Origin of the sequence: Streptomyces sp. MB09-02B, from assembly GCF_033794485.1 — a bacterium.
Lineage (GTDB): Bacteria > Actinomycetota > Actinomycetes > Streptomycetales > Streptomycetaceae > Streptomyces.
The window spans coordinates 1-17,885 of record NZ_JARGEE010000179.1; the positions used below are offsets into that span (position 1 = coordinate 1).

Below are 17,885 nucleotides of genomic sequence, written 5' to 3' on the forward strand. Positions count from 1 at the left end.
GGTGAGTGCGCTGCCCGAGCGGGGGGTGTTGGCCGGGGAGCGGATTCTTCGGGAGTTCTTGCGGGCGTCGCGGGGCGCTCCGCGAGGGTGAGCGGCTCGTTCCGTCAGGGGGTGGGGGCGCGGTGCGTTTCGGGCCGCGAGTCCGTCGTGGCTTGTCGCGCCCGCGCGGCGGAGCCGCATATGTCAGCGCCCCGCGCCCCTTTGGGGCTGGACCTCCTCAGGAAGCGGACCAGCGCGAATGCCAGGAGCGCCAGGGCCGCACCTCCCAGCACGATCTTCGAGTACGTCGAGACGATCGCCGTGACCTCGGTCCAGTTGGCGCCCAGGAAGTAGCCGGCCAGGACGAAGACCGTGTTCCAGATGGCGCTGCCCAGGGTGGTGAGCAGGGTGAAGACGGGCAGGGGCATGCGTTCCACGCCGGCCGGGACCGAGATGAGGCTGCGGAAGACCGGGATCATCCGGCCGAAGAAGATCGCCTTGGTGCCGTGCTTGAGGAACCAGGCCTCCGTCTTCTCGATGTCCGAGACCTTGACCAGGGGCAGCTTCGCGGCGATGGCGACCGTGCGGTCGCGGCCGAGGAGGGCGCCGACGCCGTAGAGGGCGAGGGCGCCGACGACCGAGCCCGCGGTGGTCCACAGCAGGGCGGCGAAGAGGTTCATCTGGCCGGTGCTCGCGGCGAAGCCGGCGAGAGGGAGGATGACCTCGCTGGGGATCGGCGGGAAGAGGTTCTCCAGCGCGACGGCGAGGCCCGCGCCCGGCGCCCCCAGCAGATCCATCAGGCCGATGATCCACAGGGGTGCGCCGCTCATCGACTCCGCTTGCATGGCTGTCATGGGGGCACGCTAGGCGAACGAAGCTGAAGGGAGCCTGAGGGGTGGGTGAACATTCGAGGGGCGGGGCCCGTTGGTCGGAGTGTGTCGATCAACCGCAGCAGCCGCCACCGCAGCACCCGCCACCGCCACCACCGCCGCTGCCCGGCCGGGGCGCAGGGGCGGACGCGGCGGCCGACCCTCCGACGGCGACCGTCGACAGGAGTTTGACCGTGTCGGAGTGGCCCTCGGGGCAGTCCGCGGGGGCGGAGGACTCGGCCATCGGGCGGCTCAGTTCGAAGGTGTCGCCGCAGGTCCGGCAGCGGTACTCGTAGCGGGGCATGGGGTCAGGCTAACCGGCGTCCGGGGGGCGGCAAGGGTGCCGCGTTGTGCCTGGTCGGTCACACTGGCCAAATTTTCACGCTACTGACAGAAGCGTTTGTGAAAGTGACTGATAATTTGTGGTCGCTGTGTGGAGGCCGGAAGGCCGGGGGAACAGGGGGCTCACTGCCGCGAGTGTGGCGGCTGTGACCATCCGCGCGGCGGTGCCAAGTGGGGAGGGGGGACAGGAGTGACCGCTGTCCTGGGGCGATCGGGAGCCATGTGTCCCGGTCGGATAGTCGCCGTGCGCGAGCGGAAGGTTGCCGCGCACCGCCGAAAAGTTGCTGGGCACCGCTCGGGCCGTCCGCGTACGGGAGCCCGCCGTGACTAGCAGGGGGAAGGGGCAGGAGGAGGGGGTGCCCGAGGAGTCCGACCTCACCATGCAGCTGAAGCTCCCGCCGCCGGCGGACGAGACCATGCAGCTGCGGGTGCTCGAGCCGGGTACGTTCGACCTCCCGCAGGAGCCGTCGGCGTCCGGGAAACGCGGCAGGCGTAAGGCGCCCAGGCCGTCGGTTCTGGCCAGGTTCACCGCCGGCGCCGGCGCGCGACTGGCCCCGTTCGCCCCCTTCGCCCGCCGTATGCGTCCGCAGTACCCCCGCCCGGGCCGTGCCGACTGGCGCCGCTGGGTGCCGTCCTGGCGGCAGTCGCTGGGGGCCGCGGGACTGGCCGTGGGCGTCAGCGGCATGTTCCTGTCCGTGGCCTACGCCGCCACGGACATACCGGAGGACCTCAACACCTTCGCCACCCAGCAGGACAACGTGTACTTCTGGTCCGACGGCACCCCCATGGCCCGTACCGGCTGGGTGCGACGCCAGGCGATGCCCCTGAAGGACGTCCCCCAGGACGTGCGCTGGGCGGTCCTCGCGGCGGAGAACGCGAGCTTCTACTCCGACCCCGGCATCTCCGTGAGCGGCATCACCCGCGCCCTGGTGCGCACCGTCGGCGAGGGGGACACCCAGGGCGGCTCCACCATCACCCAGCAGTACGTCAAGAACGTCTATCTGACCCAGGACCGCTCGCTCGGCCGCAAGTTCGACGAGGCGCTGCTCGCCCTCAAGCTCGACAACCAGATGAGCAAGGACGAGATCCTGGAGGGCTACCTCAACACCAGCTGGTTCGGCCGCGGCACCTACGGCATCCAGCGGGCCTCCCAGGCGTACTACGGCAAGGACGTCAGCGAGCTGAACGTCAGCGAGGCCGCGGTCCTCGCCTCCCTCCTCAAGGGCGCGGGCCTCTACGACCCCACCCTGAGCAAGGCCAACCGGGAGCGGGCGGTCGTCCGCTGGGAGTGGATCCTGGACCGGATGGTGGAGATCGGGAAGCTGTCGAAGGCCGAGCGCGCGAAGTACACGAAGTTCCCCGAGCCGATCGAACAGTCCAGCCAGTACGACACCGGGAAGCAGAGCGACTACCTGGTGCAGCTGGCCTCCCAGTACGCGAAGAAGGCGGCGAACCTCACCGATCAGGAGTTCGACCGGGGTGGCTACCAGATCTACACGACCTTCGACAAGGGCCGGCAGGACAAGCTGACCGCCGCCGTCACCAAGGCCCGCAAGGACGTGCGGAAGGACAACCCGAAGAAGGCGAGGACCGCACACATCGGTGCCTCCTCGGTCGGTGCCGACGGGCGCATCCTCGCCGTCTACGGCGGCCCCGACCACCGCAGACAGGGCTTCAACGAGTCGAACGCGACCACCGTCCCGGCCGGCTCGGCCTTCCTCCCCTTCGTCTACGCGGCGGGGCTGGAACACGGTGTCGTCAAGGAACGCGGCGGCGAAGCTACACCTGTCACCCCGCAGACGGTCTACGACGGCAACAACGCCGTGCCGGTGACCACCCCCGAGGGGCCCTACTGGGACCGGGACGGCGACCAGGTCTCCGCCCGCAACGACGGCAAGAAGTCCTGGGGCCCGATCACCCTGCACGACGCGCTCGCCCGGTCGGTGAACACCCCGTTCATGCAGCTCGGCATGGACACCGGTCTGGCCAAGGTGCGCGGCACCGCCGAGGCGGCCGGACTGCTCCGCTCCAGCTTCGGCGCCCAGGTGCCGGCGCTGTCCGTGGGCAGCGCCACACCCAGCGCGATCCGGATGGCCAGCGGCTACAGCACCTTCGCCGCCCTCGGCAAGCACACCGAGCCGTACTCCGTGCGGAAGGTGACCCACAACGGGTCCAAGGTCGCCCTGAACAACCCGAAGCCGAAGCGCGCGATGAGCGGCAAGGTCGCCGCCGAGGTCACCTCGGCACTCACTGACGCCTACCGCACCGCCCACCCCACCTCGCCCGGTGCCGCCTCCTTCGAGGTGGCCGCCAAGGGCGGGACCACCCAGGACGACAAGGCCGCCTGGTACGTCGGAACGGCCGACGACGTGTCGACCGCCGTCGTCGTCTACCGCATCGACCTGGCCAGGAGCCTGGAGCCGCTGCCGCTCGACGGGATCGCCGGAACACCCAATGCCGGGGTCCCCTACGACATCTGGTCCAGTGCGATGAGGATCGGCTGACCACCGATGAGCACCCGCACCCGCCACCCTCGCAGAATGAGCCGTTCATGAAGTCTGGCAGCAAGCCGCACAAGGGCCGCCGTCGCAAGGCGCGCCCGCAGCGCCGCACCACCCGTCCGCAGTTCCTGACGGTGGCCGCGCTTCTCGTGGTGGCCTCCCTGGTCGGCGGCTACCTGGTGCTGAACCGGTCGGCCGACACCGCGCCGACCGCTTCGTCGGCCGGCGGCGGCGACAAGGGGGCCACGAAGAAGGAACCCGTCTGGGACGGCAAGACGAAGATCATCGGTGATGGCTCCACCTCCTACACGGGCCCGCAGAAGGGGCGGTTGAAGCCCGTGCGTCTCAAGAAGGGCGAGAAGCCGCCGCAGTTCGTCGTCTTCTCGTGGGACGGCGCGCTGGCGGGCGACGACAACCTCTTCGAGCACTACCGCGAGATGGCGAAGAAGTACGACGCCCACATGACGTTCTTCCTCACCGGCATCTATCTGCTGCCCAAGGAGAAGCGGGACCTCTACGACCCGCCGCAGCACGACAAGGGCGCCGCCGCCATCAGCTACCCCACCGACGAGCACATCCGCACCACCCTGGCGGAGCTCGGCAAGGCGTGGAAGGAGGGCAACGAGATAGGCACCCACTTCAACGGCCACTTCTGCGGGGACAAGGGGGGCCTCGACTGGAGCGTCGCGGAGTGGAAGCAGGAGATCAAGGAGTTCAACTCCTTCCTCGCCAACTGGAAGACCAACACCGGCGCCACCGACCTCGACCCGCTGCCCTTCACCGTCGACGCCGTCAAGGGCGGCCGCGCGCCCTGTCTGGAGGGCCAGGGCAACCTCCTGAAGGCCGTCAAGGACTTCGGCTACCGCTACGACGCCAGCTCCCCGGGCGCCTTCCAGGTGTGGCCCGGCAAGAAGAACGGCATCTGGGACTTCCCGCTCCAGATGCTCCCGTACAGCGACGCGTACCAGGCCCTGTCGATGGACTTCAACTTCCTCTACAACCAGTCCGAGGGCAAGACCGACGGTGATCCGGCCATGTACCCGACCTGGCAGCAGGAGACCATCGACACCTACATGGCCGGCTTCAACCGCGTGTACTACGGCAGCCGGGCGCCCCTGCTCATCGGCAACCACTTCGAGCAGTGGAACGGCGGCATCTACATGAACGCCGTGGACGAGGTCATCAAGACCGTGTGCGTGAAGAAGGACGTGAAGTGCGTGTCCTTCGACGAACTCGCCGACTGGATGGACGTCCAGTCGCCGGAGACGCTGGCGAACCTGCGCGGCCTCGACCCCGCCCAGGCCCCGGCCGATTGGGCATCGGTCGTGAAATAGCCCCACAGATACCCATGTTGCTCACTTGTTACACCCCCCGACCTCACTTGTCTTGAGTGGGTCATGTAAAGATTCGCTCCCGGGTACGACCAACTCGGGGTCAAGGAGATTCCCAGTGAGATCAAGGACGTTGAGCCTCGCAGGCTCGACCCTCGCGGCGGCCGTCGTGGCCTCCGCGCTGCTGCCCGTCGCCGCGGCGAACGCCGCCGCGACGACGCCCAAGGTCACGAAGGCGACCAAGGACGCCTTCGGTCGCGTCGCGGACAACGTGCTCACCGACCGTACGGCCGTGCTGCTCGGCAGCAAGGCCGCGCGCAAGTCGCTGAAGCCGACCGGCGGCGTCCAGCTCTCCGCAGGCCAGAAGAAGGCCGAGGACGGCAAGCTGTCCGCCCTGAAGGGCACCAAGTCCCGCCTCGCGGCGCTCGGCGAGGCCTACACCTCGGCCGACACGAAGGTCACCGTCGACAGCGCCAAGGTCAAGGGCAAGAAGGCCACGGTCAAGGTCACCGAGACCACGACCCTGAAGTACAAGAAGATACGCGGCGACGAGCCCGCCTCCACGGGCTTCGACGCGCACCACGTGCTCACCTTCACCGCCCAGGCGAACGGCTCCTGGCAGCTCACCGCGATGCGCTCCACCGACGGCGGCGCCCCGCGGATCAACGAGCCCGTCGCCGCCACCGCCGACACCAAGCTCAGCCGTACGCCGATGGCCATCATCCAGGCGCCCAAGGCGGCCACCACGCCCAACCCGGTGGCCAAGCCGAAGACGCTCACGGGCGGCGCCTACGACTACAAGGCGATGGCGACGTACACCGAGAAGTACTGGAAGAACTACAACCCGGCGTACCGCAAGTACAACGCGGCCGGCGGCGACTGCACCAACTACCTCAGCCAGGGCCTCCTGGCGGGCGGCTGGAAGCAGATCTCCACGGTCACGCCGGAGGAGTACGACACCTGGTACTACGCCTCCAACGGCACCGCCGACGCCTGGATCGGCGTGAACGAGTGGTCCTGGTTCACCCAGACCGCCAAGCGCACCACGCCGCTCGCGAACGTCTACCAGATGAACATCGGCGACGTGCTCCAGGTCGACTTCGACAAGGACGGGTCCAAGGACCACTCCATGATGACGACCTACCGCAGCTCCAGCGGCGTCCCGTACCTGACGTACCACGACGCGGACACCTACCGCCGTTCGGTCGCGAGCATCATCGCCTCGTACCCGACCGCGAACTACTACGCGTACCGCACCTGAGCCCAGCCCTCACGGTGCCTCAGCCGGCGCCCTTCCCGCCCGTGGCCGTGTCCGTTGCGGACTCCGCCCCGGCATCGGGGAGGGTGTCGGCCCGTTCCCGCTTGGCCATCCCCACACCCTCCCCGCGCCGCGTCTCACGCTCCGCCTCCTCCGGGTGGCGGGCCCGCCAGTACGGGTTGTCGTGCGGCAGCGCCGTGCCGACCCTGCCGTACATCCCGAACGTCATCAGCAGGATGCCGACGACGAAGCTGAACAACACGTTCTGGATGCGGAACGCCAGGAAGTTCGAGTCGGTGTCCAGCAGGGCCATGTTCGCGAAGCCGCTCAGGATGAACAGGACGCCCAGGGTCATGTTCAGCGTGGAGGCGAAGTTGCCGCCGATCACCATGCCGACGAGCAGCAGCAGCCCCACGGCGATCGACAGGACGCTCAGCGTGCCGTTGGTGCTCAGCCCCACGACCTCGTCGCCGTTCGTGTCGAACCAGCCCACCTTGTCGATGAGCCCGAAGACTCCGAAGACGAGCAGGAACAGGCCCATCAGGCCCGCCCCGATCCGGTAGACCCTGCTGAGGCGGTGGTCGACGGGCAGGTGCTCGTCGATCCTGATCCGCCGCCGGGAACCCGCGTGCCGGCCCTTGCCCGGACGCAGTGTGTGCGTGGCGTGCGTGGCCATGTCCGCCTCCCATCGGGCGTGCGCGGAGGCCTGCGTACCCCTTCAGCATCCGCCGGGCGGCTCCACCGGGCAACCGGGTCCACGGGAGGGGCGGCGGTGGGGCGAGCAGACCAGGCCCCCGGCCGCGCCTCGGGCGAAGGGAGCTCAGGCCCCCGCCCCGCGCTCCTTGCGGATCTGGTCCACCACGCGCCCCACGGCCTGCCGCACGGCCTCGGTCTCCGTCAGGAAGTGCCAGTAGTCCGGGTGCCGCCCCTCCAGCGCGGTGATCGCCCGGTCCAGCCGTGCCACGGACTCGTCCAGCGGGCGCGCGTGCCGCGGGTCGGGTGTGGACCGCCCGGCCATGGCCAGCCGCTGCGCGTCCCGGATCGCGAACCGCGTCCGGTCGATCTCCTGCTGGGAGTCCTTCTGCACGGCGTTCAGCCGCCGCAACCGGTCCCCGGCGGCCGAGACCGCCTCGTCGGTGTGGTTCAGCAGCGCCCGCACGGTCGACAGCAGCGAGGTCGCGTCCGGCCACCGCTGGGCGTCCCGCGCGGCCCGCGCCTCGCGCAGCTTCAGCTGGGCCTGCTCGACGTCCCGCGCGGCCTGGTCCGGCACCTGCTGGAGGTCCTGCCAGCAGGCCGCCACGAACCGCCGCCGCAGCTCGCTCAGCACCTGCGGCACCTGCTCGGCCCGGGTGCCCAGCGCCTCAGCGCGCGTGCGCAGCGACACGAGCCGGTGGTCGATCTCGGCGGCCCTCTCCGGCAGCCGCTCGGCCTCCGCGCGCACCGCCTCCGCCTCGCGCACGACCCGGTCGGCCCGCTCCAGCGTCTCCCGGACGCCGTGCTGCCCGGCCCCCTGGTTGAGCTTGGTCAGCTCGGGAGCGAGGGCCGCGAGGCGGGCGGCGAGATCGTCGGCCTTCAGCCCCGAACCCCGTACGGCGTCCAACGCGTTGGACGCCGCGAGCAGGCCCTGCCGGGCGCGCTCCACCGCCGGGGCCAGCCGGGCCAGCTGGGTCTCGGCCGTGCCGAGCAGCGGCCCGAGACCCTGGGCGAACCGGTCCAGCTCCTGCTTGACCCGGTCCAGCTCGGTCTTGGCGGCCGTCAGCTCGGCACGGGCCCGGGAGGCCGCGGACGCCTCCAGGTCGTCGCGGTCCAGGTCGTGGGCGTCGACGGCGTTGATGTACTGGTGGCTGACCTCGTCGATCCGCCGCCCCAGCGCCTCGAAGCCGTCGGCCGCGCGGCGGGCCCCCGGGGAGTCGTCCACCGCCGTGATCGTCTCTATGGAGATCCGCAGATCCCGCTGAGCGGTGTCCAGCTCGTAGAACGCGGCCGCCGCCGCGTCCTTCGCGGCCTGCGCCTCCGCCCGCTGCCCCTCGGCCCGCCCTCCGAACCACCGCCGCGTCCCGCCTCCGGCGAACGCCGCGGGCAGCACGAGACCGGCGACGAGGGGAAGAACGAGCAGCACGGCCCCGTCCCGGGCCGCCGACCGCCACCGGGGCGGCCGAGACGCGCGCCGGTGCGCTTGTGCCGCCGCTGGTGAAGGCGCGGGGACGGTGGCCCGGTCGGTGGCTGGTCGTGGTGCACGGCTCTGGAGTTGTTGTGCGCTCGGCACAAACGGTGTGTACGGCTCTGCAGGTGTCGCCGTCACTTCCCTCTCCCGTGCTGTCATCCACCCTGACCGGTGCCATTCTCCCACCGGTCAAGGACGAAAACACGGGCCGATCGGTTCGAGGTTGGCGGCCGCCGCTCAGCCGAGGTTGCGGACCGTCACCGAGCCGTCCTGGGTGTGGGCGGTCACCACATGGGAGCTGTCCTCGTCACGGGGCACCGAGACGTCCACGGAACCGTCGTCGCTGCCGGTCTCGATCCGGTACGACGTGTCCCGGGGCAGCCCGATGCTGATCGAGCCGTCGTCGCTGCGGGATTCCACCAGGTCCGGTACGACGCCGAGTTCGAGCTTGACCGAACCGTCCTGCGTGCTCACCCTGACACTCCGCGACGAGACCCCGAGCGCCCGCACGGAGGCGTCGTCGGTGTGCAGCTCCAGCGGCCCGCTGGTGTCGCCGACCCGCACGGCACCGTCGGCCGACCGGACCTCCAGCGGCTCCGCGAAGCCCTTCGCGGTCACACTCCCGTCGTCGCTGCGCACGGCGACCGCGACCCCGCGCGGGACCTCGATCCGGTGCTTGGCCGCGCAGTCGGCGACGATGCCGTCGCACTCCAGCCGCAGCTCCAGCCGGTCGTCCTTCATGTCCCAGGTCACCCGGGGCTTGCCGCCGACCATGACCCGCCCCTCGAACCACCGGGTGACCTCGACCTCGTCCACGTCCGCCGCGACCAGCTCGAGCGCGGAGTCGTCCGAGTCGACCGTGAGCGTGCGGCCCGCCAGGGCGAAGCTCCGGTGTTCCGGATCCCGGTCCTCCCCGGCGTCCGCCCCGCACGCGGCGACGGACGCCATGAGCACGACGGCCAGACCGGCGACCGTCACCGCTCCCGCACGGGACCTGCGGGCCGTACGAGCCGAAACAGCCGTACGAGCGGTATGCACCGGGCGTGCGGTGGGTGCGGTGCGTGTCATGGTGATCTCCCCCTGGGGCCCGTCCTGCGATGTCCTCCGACCGTACTGAGCAGGGGAGTTCGGGGGGATCCGGGCCACTCCCGGATCGGGGGTGGGGTTAACCCCCGAGCCTGCGCCGATACGCGTTTGCCGGGCACTCCCTCGGGCAATGTAGGCTGTCGACGCGTACTCGGGCGTGTAGCTCAGGGGTAGAGCGCCTGCCTTACAAGCAGGATGTCGGCGGTTCGAAACCGTCCATGCCCACCGAGACGAAGACCCCGGCCGATCACGGCCGGGGTCTTCGCGTGTGGGGCCCATGGGCCTCAGGAGTCCCGCGCGTGCTTGAGATGGGTGCGGGCCTCGACCTTCTCCTCGGTGGCTATCTCCGACCAGAAGCGGTGGCAGCTCACGAAGACCGCCAGTTCCCGCTCGCGCTCGCGCAGTTTCTCGACCTCGGCCTGCTCGTCGGCCGTCCAGCCCGGCGAGGCGGGGCGCTCGACCTTGCGCCAGCCGTTGTCGTCGCTGAAACCGTCCAGGGGCTCGACCGACCAGGGCAACCGCTTCAGCAGTGCCAGGAGCTCGGCCCGGACCTGATGCAGCTCCTCCTGACCGGCGAGAAGGTCGTCTGGGAAGTCATAGGTCTTAGCCACACGGCAATGGTACGCCTGTTCGATTTTGGGATGCGAGTTCCTTCTGTCACTTCGGGCGGGGGTTCATTCGAACGGGTGGGGGTGGCAGAGGCCTCTCCAGGAGTGCGATCGACCCCCAAGGTGAGCCTTGGGTATCGTCGGGTCATGACCCTCGATGATCTCCGTGTCTTCGTCGCCGTCTGCCGGGCCGGGAGCCTCAGCGCGGTGGCCCGGGAGCTGGGGTGCACCCAGTCGGCGGTGAGCCAGCACGTGCGGCGGCTGGAGCGGGAGGTCGGGGTCGGCCTGGTGGAGCGGCAGGCCCGCGGGGTCGTGCCCACCCGGGCCGGCCGGGTCCTCCAGGAGGCGGCGGCCGAGGGCATCACGGGGCTCGACCTCGCGCTGCGCCGGCTGGCCGAGATGGTGCGCGGTGACGGCGGCGTCGTGCGGATCGCCACCGGCGGCACGACCGTGCGGCACTTCATGGCGCAGGGCATCGTCGACTTCCGGCGCTCGTACCCGGACGTGGGGCTGGAGTTCCAGACCGTGCGGTCGAGCGCCGGGTGCTGTGACGCGCTGGCCGACCCGTCCCGGGACCTCGACCTCTCCTGGCTGACCCTGGGGCCCGCCGTCCGGGGCATCGAACAGCGGGCCGTGGCGGAACTGCCCTGGGTGCTCGCCGTGCGCGCCGACGACGAACTCGCCGGGCGGGAGCGGGTGGAGGGCCGGGAGCTGGACGGGATGCGGCTGATCGGACTGCCGGAGAACTCCACCTCGTACGCCCATCTCGACGCCGCCTACCGGGAGTTGGGTGTTTCCGTCAGCCCCTCCGGGGCCGGGGTCGCCGACTGGGACACCGCGATCCTCCTCGCCGAACTCGGCGTCGGCCACGCCGTGGTCCCCGCACTCCCGGGCTGGACGGGCCCCGGCCACCCCGGGCTGCGCTTCGTCCCGGTCCCCGACCTGCCCCCGCTCACCGTCGGCTGGGCCGTACGGCGCTGGGACGCCCTGTCACCACCGGCCCGCGCCTTCGCCGACACGGTGGCGCGGCACGCGGTGCGGGTGGGGGGTGGGGTGCGGGCGGTCGAGGGGTGACGGTGCGCTCCGGGTGGGCTCCGTCCGCTCAGGGGTTCGCCGACCGGGGTGCTCAAGCCGTGTGCCGCTCCTCCGCCGCCCTCAGCTCCGCCACCACCTCCGTCGCCACCGGCACCCGTACGCCGTGACGTTCGGCCGTACGGAGCAACGCGCCGCCGATCGCGTCCAGTTCGAGGGGGCGGCCGGCCTCGGCGTCGCGTTGCATGGACGACCTGGTGGCGGGCGGGAAGGCGTCGTAACGGCGGAGGGTCTCGGCCGGATCGACGGGGGCGCCGGCGGCCGTGCTGACCGCGGCCGTCTCCGCGACCAGGGCGGTCAGCTCCTCGCGGTGGCGGGTGCGGATCTCACCGAGGGGCAGCTCGTGACGGGTCGTCAGCAGGGCGAACGGGGCCAGGAAGGACATCTTCGCCCACAGCACCGCCGTCTCGTCCGGGAGCACACGGGTGCCCACGCCCGCCCATTCCAGCGCTCCGGCAAGGGAGTTGAGGCGATCGCCCGGGACACTGTCGCCGGTCAGGTCGACCTCCGCGAACGGGCTGCCGTGTTCGACGACGCCCGGGGCGACGCGGGTCGACTCCACTCGGATGGTGGCGGGGGCGAGGGGCACGTCCTCGCCGTAGTGGGCGCGGAGGTGTGCCGGGTGCTCCACGCCGTTCAGGAACGGGACGACCAGGGTGCCGGGGCCCAGGGAGGCTGCCGGGAGGCGGTCCAAGGAGGCCGTCAGGGTGGTGTGCTTGACCGTGATCAGGGCCGCGTCGACCTGCTCGCGCAGTTCGGCCGCGGTCTCGACGCGGGCGGTGAAGTCGCCGAAGCGGGCGCTTCTGACCTGGATGCCGTCCTTCTCCAAGGCCTCGGCGGTCCGCTCGCCCGCCAGGCAGATCACACGGTTGCCGGCGCGGGCCAGCAGGGCGGCGAGCAGTCCGCCCACGCCGCCCGGGCCGAGTACCGCCACCGTGAGCCGTTCGTTCGTCATCGTCCCCTCGTTTCCGCCGGGTGGGTCGAGCCGGCTCCGGTGATGATCACAAGGGCTGAGAGTGCAGTCAATCCTCGGGGGAACTTGCCGATACCCAAGGCGATGCTTGGGTTTGGCCGGATGTCGTGGGTGACCTGCTGTCTTCCCGGGCTGGGGTTGGGCGGGCGTAGGCGGGAGACTGGGGGCATGTGCCGCAGTATCAAGACGCTTCGACCGCCCGTCCTTCCCGAAGAGGCCACGGAGGAGGACATCAGGGCCGCCGCCCTGCAGTACGTCCGGAAGGTCTCCGGCTTCCGTGCGCCCGCCGCGCACAATCGTGAGGTCTTCGACCGGGCGGTGGACGTGATCGCGGAGGCCACGGCTGAGTTGTTGGCCGGGTTGGAGGTACGGGGAGCCGCGAGGCGGGCGGGCTGATCGTTTCGCCCCGCCGCCCCTACCCGTCCCTCCCCCACTCTCGGCTTCGCTCGAGCGGGAGGTGCCCCCACCGAGGGGCTGCGCCCCTTCGACCCCCAGACGTCCGTCCGGTGGGGGCTGGTCGCGCAGTTCCCCGCGCCCCTGAAGGTGCCTTCGGCCCTTCGATGTAAAGCACGGGGCGCAGCCCCTGCTTTTCAGGGGCGCGGGGAACTGCGCGACCAGCCCCCACCGGAGCCGCAGTCGATCACGGAGCCGTCCGGCCGGGGCGGCGCATGACGTACGCCGCTGCCGCGCCCGCGGCGAAGAGCGCGGCCAGGGACACCGCCGTCGCGAGCCACGTGGGGCCGAGCCACTGGGCGCCGAAGTAGCCGAGGGCGACGCTGTAGGCGGCCCAGGCGATGCCCGCGAGGGCGGACCAGGGCAGGAAGTCGCGGACGCGGTGGCGCGCGGCGCCGGCGCCGAGGGAGACGACGGAGCGCCCGGCGGGGGCGAAGCGGGCGACGACGACCAGGAGCCCGCCACCACGGACGAGCGCGGCGCCGAGACGTTCCTGCGCGGTGGTCAGACGGCGGGAGCGGGCGATGGCGCGGTCGAGTCGTGCGCTGCCCCGCCAGGCCAGCCGGTAGGCCACCAGGTCACCGAGCACGGACGCGGTCGCCGCCGAGAGCATCAGCACCAGGATGTCGGGGACTTCGCGGGGCATCGCGCCCGCCGCCGTCTCGGCCGCGGCAGCCGTGGCCGCCGCGACGACCAGCACACCGCTCGGGAGGACCGGGAGGAACACGTCCAGCACGATGGACACGCCCACCACGGCGTAGATCCATGGGCCGGCGGCCAGCCAACCCAGACTCTCAAGCACCGAGCACTCTCCTGTTGTCCCCCGACGTCACGGCGACCCGTGACAGCCGAACAGCGTACGCCCCGGGTGCGACAGACGGCTCACAGGGGCTCATGTGTCCGTCATGCCGTGTTCATTCGGACTGTGGGAGAGGCCGGGGGAGGAGAGCGGCGGGCCGGCCGCCGGTCGCGCGTCAGGCCGTCACGGCGGCCTTGTTGGTGGCCGTCCTGTCCGCGGACGCGCCCTGGCGCTTGGAGAAGAACTGGTCCAGGCCGAGCGCTCCGGAGCCGGTGAAGACCAGCAGGAGCATGGCCCAGCAGAAGAAGGCCGCGAGCTCGCCGCCGTTCTCGAGCGGCCACAGGGCCTCGGGCTGGTGGACCTTGAAGTACGCGTAGGCCATGGAGCCCGAGGCGACGAACGCCGCGACACGGGTGCCGAGACCGAGAAGTACCAGGGTGCCGCCGACGAGTTGGATGACAGCCGCGTACCAGCCGGGCCAGGCGCCGGCGGCGGCGGTGCCGCCTTGCCCGTCCGCGCCGCCCAAAACGCCGAAGAGGGTCTTGGCGCCGTGGCTGGCGAAGAGCAGGCCGACGACGATGCGGAAGAGGGCGAGGGCGTATGGCTGGGCGCTGTTGAGGCGTCCGGTCATGGTGGGGGGACTCCTTCGGTAGTGACCCGGTCCTTGTGGGACCGGTGGGGACGGTTATTACCGGTGAGTCACCCACGTTAGGCAGACCTAATTGATGCTTGCAAGTTCAACATCTGGCCAGCTCTTTACCTGCACTTGGGGAGCTTTTGCTGGTATCGCCGCACGTAGAGCCGCTCGCGCCACGGCGTCCGCGTCCGAAAGTGTGACCGAATCAACCCCTGGTCGGGCGCCCGCCGCTGTGACCCAGTGCACACCCTCCGTCGGCACGCCGAACACGAACCGCCGTGCATGGGCCATATTTTGACGATCTATCAGGTGATACGGGCGCGGTGTGACGTCGATCCCTCCCGTCTCGTAGCCGTCCACCCGGTGGGGACGGCAAGCTCCCGTCGCCAGCAGACCGGCGAGCAACTCGTCGGCGGTCCTGCGCAGGTCCGGCTCCGGAAGGCGCGCCTCGACGACCGTCGTGACACGGACCGCCGACCCCGGCACGTCGGGCGAGTGCGCCCGCCAGGCGCCGTCCTCCGGGCGCACCTCCAACCGTGGGCCCAGCACGGTCAGTACACCTGCCTCGGCCAGCGCGGACATCTCCTCGATACGGCTGCGGGGCGGGCCGATCGACAGGAACGCGTTCAGGGGCGTGTACCAGCCGTCCAGGTGCTCCCGGCGTGACGCGCCCGCCAGTCCACCGTGGTCCACGATCAGCCGCAGTTCGTTGCGCAGGTCCCGGAGCACGTCCAGCGCGGCCTTCACCGGGCCCCCGACGTTCCCGAGGGCGGCCTGCGCGGCGTCCTCCCGCAGGTACTCCAGCAGCCAGCCCCGCCAGTCCGCCGGGCCGGTGAACTCCCGCCCCGCGTACGGCCGCGAAACCCGCTCCCACGACCATCGGTCCGCCTCCGCGATCCCGAACTCGTCGAGTACGGCGGCCTCTTGGAGGGAGCGGTGGGGTGCGGCGAGGAAACGGTCACGGAAGGGGGCGGCTCCGCCGAGGAGATCGCAGCAGGGCGCGGGGAACGGCCCGTACGCCGAGCCGCCGTGCACACCGCCCCGGGAGCCGTCGGCCGGCCCGCCCGGGGGGACGTCGTGCAGGGGCTCGCGGAGGCCCGCGAAGTCTGCGGCGACCTGGGCACGGGGCGGCAGGGTCAACAGGGTCTCGTAGTAGACCGTTTCCACCTCCTTCGCGACCAGGGGCCATATCTCCGTCAGGAAGTCCGGTGCCTCGCCGGAGTCGGCGCGTTTGCGGAACGCCTCGATGACCTCGGGGGTCAGGACGAGCGGGGTGTGGCGGCCGTAGGGACCCTTCGCGTTGTCGCCGCGAGCCTGGTACGGGACGCCCCGCCGGGAGCCGGCGTACAGACGGGGCTCGCGGCCCGACGGCTCGTACCGCAGGCCCTTCCGCCCCGGGTCGTCTACGAAGCGACCGCCCCGACCGGTCGTCAACAGGGCCATGTGGTCGAAGAAGTTGAGGCCGAGCCCGCGCAGCAGGACGGGTTCGCCGGGAGTGACGGAGGAGAGGTCCAGGTCGGCCGGGTTGGCGGGCGGGAAGTGGCGCAGGCCGTGGCGGGCGGCGTACTCGGTGAGATCCCGCTCGGCGCGGTCGGGGAGGGCGGGAAGGTGGCCCTGGGTGAGGATCACGGCGGCGAGGCCGGTGAGGACGCGGCCGGTGGCGAGCGTGAGCCGTTGGCCGCCGTCGGGGGCGTCCTCGAGGCGGACCGCGCGGGTGCCGTGGACCTCGACGCGGATCCCGGGCGGCGCGCCGCGCACCACCTCGGCGAAGACCCACTCCAGGTAGCGGCCGTACTGGGCCCGCGTCGGATAGTCGTCCGGCCCCAACCCCCTCAACTCATGAGCTCTGTTCGGCTCACCCGGCACGCCCGGCTTCCCCGCCCCTCCGCTCGCCCACTCGTACAGGCTCGGGCCCCGGCGTATCGGGCCCGAGCAGTCCACGCTGTCGTCGGTGAAGAGCGTGACCTGGGAGGCCACGGTGTTCATCAGCAGGTGGGGGGACTGGTCGGTGCGCCAGACCTGGCCGGGCCCCGGCGGGGCGGGGTCGACGACATGGACGGTCAGACGGGTGCCGGGGCGGAGCAGTTCGGGGGCGGAGGCGCAGAGGCGTTCCAGAACGCTGGTGCCGCGCGGGCCGGCTCCCACGAGAGCGATGCCGATGTCACTGGTCCCTGGCCGTTCGGACAAAGGAGTAACTCCCGTGCGTGTGGGGCGCATCGTGGGGCGCGGTGCGGCGGACCGCCCGCCGGCAAGCGGACGGTCCGCCTCATCATGCCGTCGCACGCGACGGGAACAGAGCCCCGGGGCTCATCGGGAGCGGCCGGTGTGGGATGCCTCACGAGCATCTCGGACAACAGGGGCAACAACCGTGCGCAATGGGTGGATTAGGGGGTGAGTGCGGACTCCGAGGCCGTTTCGAGGTGGGCCTTGCCGCCCCGCCGGGCCCGTGCGCGGTCCAGCCGCAGCCGCGCCGAACGGCCGTGCAGCGTCAGCGTCATGAGGTGGTTGCCGAACCACGGACCGCCCGTCCTGCGCCAGCCGATGGAGGGCCGCTCGCCGCGCCCGTGCCGCCCGAACCACCGGCCGAGCGCCTGCCCCGTCCCGCTCCAGCCGAAGCGGAAGCCGAGCCTTATCGACAGCGGGATGGAGTTGTGCACGGGGGAGCAGGTGAGTTGGAGCACCCGGGCGTCGGGGCCGCGGACACCGCCCGGCCCGCCCTCCGGCCACGACGGTTCGGCGATGTAGGCGTGGTGCACGTCCCCCGAGAGCACCAGGACGGTCGCCGGGGCATCGGCGCCGCCGCCCGTCTCGGCGATCAGCCTGGTCAGGGCCTCGAAGGAGGCGGGGAAGGCCGCCCAGTGCTCCAGATCGGCGCCCCGGCGCAGCTTCTCCCCGAACCGCGCCCAGCGGTCCCCGCGTTCGCCCCGGCAGAGCGCGGCGCTCCAGGACTCGGCGTCGTGCACGAGGTGGGGCAGGAGCCAGGGCAGCGAGGTGCCGATGAGGAGATGGTCGTACGAGCCGCGCGCGTCCAGCGCCTGCTCCCGCAGCCATCGCTCCTCGCCGGGGTTCAGCATCGAGCGGTCGCCCTCGTCGAGGACGCGCGCCCCCCGTGAGTCGAGCATCAGCACCCGTACGCGACCGAAGTCCCGCCGGTAGCTCCAGCGGACCGAGGCCGGGTCCCGGTCGGCCTCGGCGGCATGGGCGCGCAGCGCGTCCGTACCGTCCGGGGTGGCGCGTACGGCGGCGTGGACCGGGTCCGTGGCCAGTTCGGCGGGGGAGAGGTTGCCGAGGTGCTGGTGGACCCAGTACGACATCAGGCCGCTCAGGATCCGCTCGCGCCACCAAGGAGTGGCCCGCATGTCGGCGAGCCAGGCCTCGCTGGTGTTCCAGTCGTCGATGACGTCGTGGTCGTCGAAGATCATGCAGCTGGGGACGGTGGAGAGCAGCCAGCGGATCTCGGGGTCGAGCCAGGACTCGTAGTAGAGGTGGGTGTACTCCTCGTAGTCCGCCACCTGGTCCCCCGGCGGGTCCGCGAGGTCGCGGCGCGCGGCGAGCCAGCGGCGGGTGGCGTCGGAGGTCTCGTCCGCGTACACCTGGTCGCCGAGGAGCAGGAGGACGTCGGGCCGCTCCGTGCCCGGTTCGGCGGCCAGGCGGGCGGCCAGCGTGTCGAGGGCGTCCGGTCCCACCGGATCCGGCTCCCCGCCGGGCGGCGCGGCCCAGCGGCAGGAGCCGAACGCGACCCGGACGGTGTCGCCCTCGGCAGGGGTGCGGATCTCGGAGGGCGGGTGGGGGG

General features: G+C 71.4%; 16 protein-coding genes, 1 tRNA gene and 1 pseudogene. 7 read left to right on the forward strand and 11 right to left on the reverse strand.

The features are described from left to right. A pseudogene (locus tag P1P70_RS23915) lies at positions 1 to 91 on the forward strand (HAD family hydrolase); the annotation flags it as partial. A 13-nt stretch (positions 92 to 104) separates the two neighbouring features. On the opposite strand, the gene P1P70_RS23920 reads toward P1P70_RS23915, so the two are convergent. Then, the gene (locus P1P70_RS23920; RefSeq protein WP_413471533.1) at positions 105 to 824 is read right to left on the reverse strand and encodes a DedA family protein; all 720 of its coding nucleotides are present in this window, start codon (positions 822 to 824) and stop codon (positions 105 to 107) included. Between the two features lie 97 nt (positions 825 to 921). Then, positions 922 to 1,152, reverse strand: a complete 231-nt coding sequence (locus P1P70_RS23925) for a zinc ribbon domain-containing protein (RefSeq protein ID WP_319241060.1) — start codon at positions 1,150 to 1,152, stop codon at positions 922 to 924. A 418-nt stretch (positions 1,153 to 1,570) separates the two neighbouring features. Here P1P70_RS23925 and P1P70_RS23930 point away from each other — a divergent pair, with 418 nt between their 5' ends. The 3 genes from P1P70_RS23930 to P1P70_RS23940 all read left to right on the forward strand — a co-directional run bounded on the left by P1P70_RS23930 (position 1,571) and on the right by P1P70_RS23940 (position 6,283). Beyond that, complete coding sequence (locus tag P1P70_RS23930) at positions 1,571 to 3,694, forward strand: transglycosylase domain-containing protein (protein WP_319241086.1); 2,124 nt, start codon at positions 1,571 to 1,573, stop codon at positions 3,692 to 3,694. 47 nt (positions 3,695 to 3,741) lie between these two features. Further along, a complete protein-coding gene (locus P1P70_RS23935; RefSeq protein WP_319241062.1) occupies positions 3,742 to 5,025 on the forward strand; it encodes a hypothetical protein in 1,284 nt (427 codons plus the stop codon). A 115-nt stretch (positions 5,026 to 5,140) separates the two neighbouring features. After that, entirely contained in the window at positions 5,141 to 6,283 is a 1,143-nt protein-coding gene (locus P1P70_RS23940) for an amidase domain-containing protein (RefSeq protein ID WP_319241064.1), read from the forward strand. 19 nt (positions 6,284 to 6,302) lie between these two features. Here P1P70_RS23940 and P1P70_RS23945 read toward each other — a convergent pair whose 3' ends face one another. From P1P70_RS23945 to P1P70_RS23955, 3 genes are all read right to left on the reverse strand, one after another. Further along, entirely contained in the window at positions 6,303 to 6,956 is a 654-nt protein-coding gene (locus P1P70_RS23945) for a DUF4383 domain-containing protein (protein ID WP_319241066.1), read from the reverse strand. A gap of 144 nt (positions 6,957 to 7,100) precedes the next feature. Then, positions 7,101 to 8,582 carry a hypothetical protein gene (locus P1P70_RS23950; RefSeq protein ID WP_319241068.1) on the reverse strand — a complete coding sequence of 494 codons (1,482 nt, stop codon included), beginning with the start codon at positions 8,580 to 8,582 and terminating at the stop codon, positions 7,101 to 7,103. Positions 8,583 to 8,681: 99 nt separating this feature from the next. Then, positions 8,682 to 9,512 carry a DUF4097 family beta strand repeat-containing protein gene (locus P1P70_RS23955; protein ID WP_319241070.1) on the reverse strand — a complete coding sequence of 277 codons (831 nt, stop codon included), beginning with the start codon at positions 9,510 to 9,512 and terminating at the stop codon, positions 8,682 to 8,684. A 171-nt stretch (positions 9,513 to 9,683) separates the two neighbouring features. Between P1P70_RS23955 and P1P70_RS23960 the strand changes: the two genes are divergently transcribed. Then, positions 9,684 to 9,755: transfer RNA gene (locus P1P70_RS23960), tRNA-Val, on the forward strand. Positions 9,756 to 9,814: 59 nt separating this feature from the next. On the opposite strand, the gene P1P70_RS23965 is transcribed toward P1P70_RS23960, so the two are convergent. Next, entirely contained in the window at positions 9,815 to 10,141 is a 327-nt protein-coding gene (locus P1P70_RS23965; RefSeq protein WP_319241072.1) for a hypothetical protein, read from the reverse strand. A gap of 144 nt (positions 10,142 to 10,285) precedes the next feature. On the opposite strand from P1P70_RS23965, the gene P1P70_RS23970 reads away from it, so the two are divergent. Continuing rightward, complete coding sequence (locus P1P70_RS23970) at positions 10,286 to 11,212, forward strand: LysR family transcriptional regulator (RefSeq protein WP_319241073.1); 927 nt, start codon at positions 10,286 to 10,288, stop codon at positions 11,210 to 11,212. Between the two features lie 52 nt (positions 11,213 to 11,264). Here the strand turns inward: P1P70_RS23970 and P1P70_RS23975 are convergent, their stop codons facing one another. Continuing rightward, positions 11,265 to 12,185 carry a 2-dehydropantoate 2-reductase gene (locus tag P1P70_RS23975; protein ID WP_319241075.1) on the reverse strand — a complete coding sequence of 307 codons (921 nt, stop codon included), beginning with the start codon at positions 12,183 to 12,185 and terminating at the stop codon, positions 11,265 to 11,267. A gap of 186 nt (positions 12,186 to 12,371) precedes the next feature. Between P1P70_RS23975 and P1P70_RS23980 the strand changes: the two genes are divergently transcribed. Then, positions 12,372 to 12,599 (forward strand): DUF2277 domain-containing protein, encoded by a 228-nt coding sequence (locus tag P1P70_RS23980; protein WP_319241077.1) that lies wholly within the window; start codon positions 12,372 to 12,374, stop codon positions 12,597 to 12,599. A gap of 244 nt (positions 12,600 to 12,843) precedes the next feature. On the opposite strand, the gene P1P70_RS23985 is transcribed toward P1P70_RS23980, so the two are convergent. From P1P70_RS23985 to P1P70_RS24000, 4 genes are all read right to left on the reverse strand, one after another. Further along, complete coding sequence (locus tag P1P70_RS23985) at positions 12,844 to 13,458, reverse strand: DedA family protein (protein ID WP_319241079.1); 615 nt, start codon at positions 13,456 to 13,458, stop codon at positions 12,844 to 12,846. Positions 13,459 to 13,630: 172 nt separating this feature from the next. After that, positions 13,631 to 14,086 carry a DoxX family protein gene (locus P1P70_RS23990; protein WP_319241081.1) on the reverse strand — a complete coding sequence of 152 codons (456 nt, stop codon included), beginning with the start codon at positions 14,084 to 14,086 and terminating at the stop codon, positions 13,631 to 13,633. A gap of 87 nt (positions 14,087 to 14,173) precedes the next feature. After that, positions 14,174 to 16,309, reverse strand: a complete 2,136-nt coding sequence (locus P1P70_RS23995) for an FAD/NAD(P)-binding protein (RefSeq protein ID WP_319241083.1) — start codon at positions 16,307 to 16,309, stop codon at positions 14,174 to 14,176. A gap of 167 nt (positions 16,310 to 16,476) precedes the next feature. Then, on the reverse strand, positions 16,477 to 17,885 hold a 1,409-nt coding region (locus P1P70_RS24000; RefSeq protein WP_319241085.1), incomplete at its 5' end, for an alkaline phosphatase D family protein.

What these genes read in the sequence shown, in the direction of transcription:
- P1P70_RS23920 (WP_413471533.1), bottom strand. Translation starts at nt 824, where the DNA reads ATGCAAGCGGAGTCGATGAGCGGCGCACCCCTGTGGATCATCGGCCTG.
- P1P70_RS23925 (WP_319241060.1), bottom strand. Translation starts at nt 1,152, where the DNA reads ATGCCCCGCTACGAGTACCGCTGCCGGACCTGCGGCGACACCTTCGAA.
- P1P70_RS23930 (WP_319241086.1), top strand. Translation starts at nt 1,571, where the DNA reads ATGCAGCTGAAGCTCCCGCCGCCGGCGGACGAGACCATGCAGCTGCGG.
- P1P70_RS23935 (WP_319241062.1), top strand. Translation starts at nt 3,742, where the DNA reads ATGAAGTCTGGCAGCAAGCCGCACAAGGGCCGCCGTCGCAAGGCGCGC.
- P1P70_RS23945 (WP_319241066.1), bottom strand. Translation starts at nt 6,956, where the DNA reads ATGGCCACGCACGCCACGCACACACTGCGTCCGGGCAAGGGCCGGCAC.
- P1P70_RS23955 (WP_319241070.1), bottom strand. Translation starts at nt 9,512, where the DNA reads ATGACACGCACCGCACCCACCGCACGCCCGGTGCATACCGCTCGTACG.
- P1P70_RS23970 (WP_319241073.1), top strand. Translation starts at nt 10,286, where the DNA reads ATGACCCTCGATGATCTCCGTGTCTTCGTCGCCGTCTGCCGGGCCGGG.
- P1P70_RS23975 (WP_319241075.1), bottom strand. Translation starts at nt 12,185, where the DNA reads ATGACGAACGAACGGCTCACGGTGGCGGTACTCGGCCCGGGCGGCGTG.
- P1P70_RS23980 (WP_319241077.1), top strand. Translation starts at nt 12,372, where the DNA reads ATGTGCCGCAGTATCAAGACGCTTCGACCGCCCGTCCTTCCCGAAGAG.
- P1P70_RS23990 (WP_319241081.1), bottom strand. Translation starts at nt 14,086, where the DNA reads ATGACCGGACGCCTCAACAGCGCCCAGCCATACGCCCTCGCCCTCTTC.
- P1P70_RS23995 (WP_319241083.1), bottom strand. Translation starts at nt 16,309, where the DNA reads ATGCGCCCCACACGCACGGGAGTTACTCCTTTGTCCGAACGGCCAGGG.